This is a genomic window from Burkholderia sp. Tr-862 (assembly GCF_011753085.1).
Lineage (GTDB): Bacteria > Pseudomonadota > Gammaproteobacteria > Burkholderiales > Burkholderiaceae > Burkholderia > Burkholderia ambifaria.
Genome location: NZ_VWWG01000356.1, coordinates 1 through 1,979, shown reverse-complemented (window position 1 = coordinate 1,979; position 1,979 = coordinate 1). Strand labels below are relative to the sequence as shown.

Below are 1,979 nucleotides of genomic sequence, written 5' to 3'. Positions count from 1 at the left end.
CGAAGCGCCCCGCGCTCGCGGGGCGCTTCGCGCGCGGCCTGCTGCTGCCGCGCGAAGGTCAGCTCGACAACCGGCAGGCGCTGCGTGCGCTGGCGGCGGGCCTCGCGCAGCGCAGCGTCGAGCTGCACTGGCACGCGACGATCGACGACGCGAACCGGCCCGACGCACATTTCACGATCGATTGCCGCGGTCTTGGCGCGAAATCCGCACTGCCCGCGCTGCGCGGCATCCGCGGCGAAGTCGCGCGGGTGCGCGCGCCCGGCATCGGGCTCACGCGGCCCGTTCGGCTGTTGCATCCGCGCTATCCGCTGTACATCGCGCCGAAGCAGGACGACCTGTACGTGATCGGCGCGACCGAGGTGGAGGGCGAGGACATGTCGCCCGTCAGCGTGCGCTCCGCGCTCGAACTGCTGAGCGCGGCGTTCTCCGTGCACCCGGCGTTCGGCGAGGCGCGCATCCTCGAGCTCAATGCGCAGTGCCGCCCGACGCTGCCCGACCACCGCCCGGCGGTGATCTGGGACGGCGCGACGACGCTCGCCGTCAACGGCCTGTACCGGCACGGCTTCATGATCGCGCCGGAAGTCGCGCATGCGGCGGTTGCGTTCGCGCAGGCCGCGCTCGGCGGCGCGTTCGCCGATGCCGATGCGTTCACCGCGTGGCGCGATGCCGCGCGCTGGCCGGCGCTCCTTCATCACCGCGACGACGCCCGCCAGCCGGCCTGATGCGCGCCGCCGACCGAATTCGATCAAGCCTCATGGATATCCAGATCAACCAACAGACCCTGACGCTGCCCGACGGCGCGACGGTGGCCGACGCGCTCGTGGCGTTCGGCGCGCGTCCGCCGTACGCGGTCGCGCTGAACGGCAATTTCGTCGCGCGCACGCAGCATGCGGCGCGCGCGCTCGCGACGGGCGACAAGCTCGACGTGGTGCACCCCGTCGCAGGCGGCTGAGCGCCGCCGGTTCGCCCCCGCTCTTCCAGGAAAACGACATGACGTCCCTCACTTCCGCCGACGCGCTGACGCTGTACGGCGAAACCTTCGCAAGCCGCGTGCTGCTCGGCACGTCGCGCTATCCGTCGCTGCAGTCGCTGTCCGATTCGATCGCCGCGTCGCGTCCCGGAATGGTGACGGTCGCGCTGCGCCGCCAGATGACGGGCGGCACCGCCGAAGCCGGTTTCTTCGACCTGCTCAAGCGTCACGCGGTGCCGCTGCTGCCGAACACGGCCGGTTGCCAGACCGTCGCCGAGGCGGTGACGACCGCGCACATGGCGCGCGAGGTCTTCGAGACCGACTGGATCAAGCTCGAGCTGATCGGCGACGACTACACGCTGCAGCCCGACCCCGTCGGGCTGATCGAGGCGGCCGCGCAACTGGTCAAGGACGGCTTCAAGGTGCTGCCGTACTGCACCGAGGATCTCGTGATCGGCCGGCGCCTGCTCGACGTCGGCTGCGAGGCGCTGATGCCGTGGGGCGCGCCGATCGGCACCGGCAAGGGCGTCGTGAACCCGTACGGGCTGCGCGTGCTGCGCGAGCGGCTGCCGGACGTGCCGCTGATCGTCGACGCCGGGCTCGGCGTGCCGTCGCATGCGTGCCAGGTCATGGAGTGGGGCTTCGACGGCGTGCTGCTGAACACGGCCGTGTCGCAGGCCACGCATCCGGAGATCATGGCGCGCGCGTTCGCGCAGGGTGTCGAGGCCGGCCGTGCAGCCTACCTCGCCGGGCCGATGGATGCGCGCGAGACCGCACACGCGAGCACGCCGGTCGTCGGGATGCCGTTCTGGCACCAGGACGGGGGCGGCGCATGAGCGCGCGCTTCGCCGATGCTTTCTGGCCGCCGGCCGACGAGCTGGCCGAAGCGGCCGAGCGGATTCGCGCACGCCTGGGCGACTGGCCGGCCGGCACGACGCCGTGGCGGCTGTGCGTCGCGGCGCCCGACGTGCCGGTCGACGGCGACGTGCTGATCGTGTCGGCCGGCGAC

At 72.3% G+C, this 1,979-nt stretch carries 3 protein-coding genes and 1 pseudogene; all 4 read left to right on the top strand.

Annotated elements, in window-relative coordinates:
- Window positions 1-722 (top strand): FAD-dependent oxidoreductase (locus tag F3J14_RS34805; RefSeq protein ID WP_166726739.1); only part of this gene is annotated, 722 nt, incomplete at its 5' end.
- A gap of 32 nt (window positions 723-754) precedes the next feature.
- Complete coding sequence (gene thiS / locus F3J14_RS34800) at window positions 755-952, top strand: sulfur carrier protein ThiS (protein ID WP_006762101.1); 198 nt, start codon at window positions 755-757, stop codon at window positions 950-952.
- A gap of 38 nt (window positions 953-990) precedes the next feature.
- A complete protein-coding gene (locus tag F3J14_RS34795; protein ID WP_006755423.1) occupies window positions 991-1,806 on the top strand; it encodes a thiazole synthase in 816 nt (271 codons plus the stop codon).
- A pseudogene (locus tag F3J14_RS36015) lies at window positions 1,803-1,979 on the top strand (thiamine phosphate synthase); the annotation flags it as partial. The gene F3J14_RS34795 and the pseudogene F3J14_RS36015, both read left to right, overlap by 4 nt.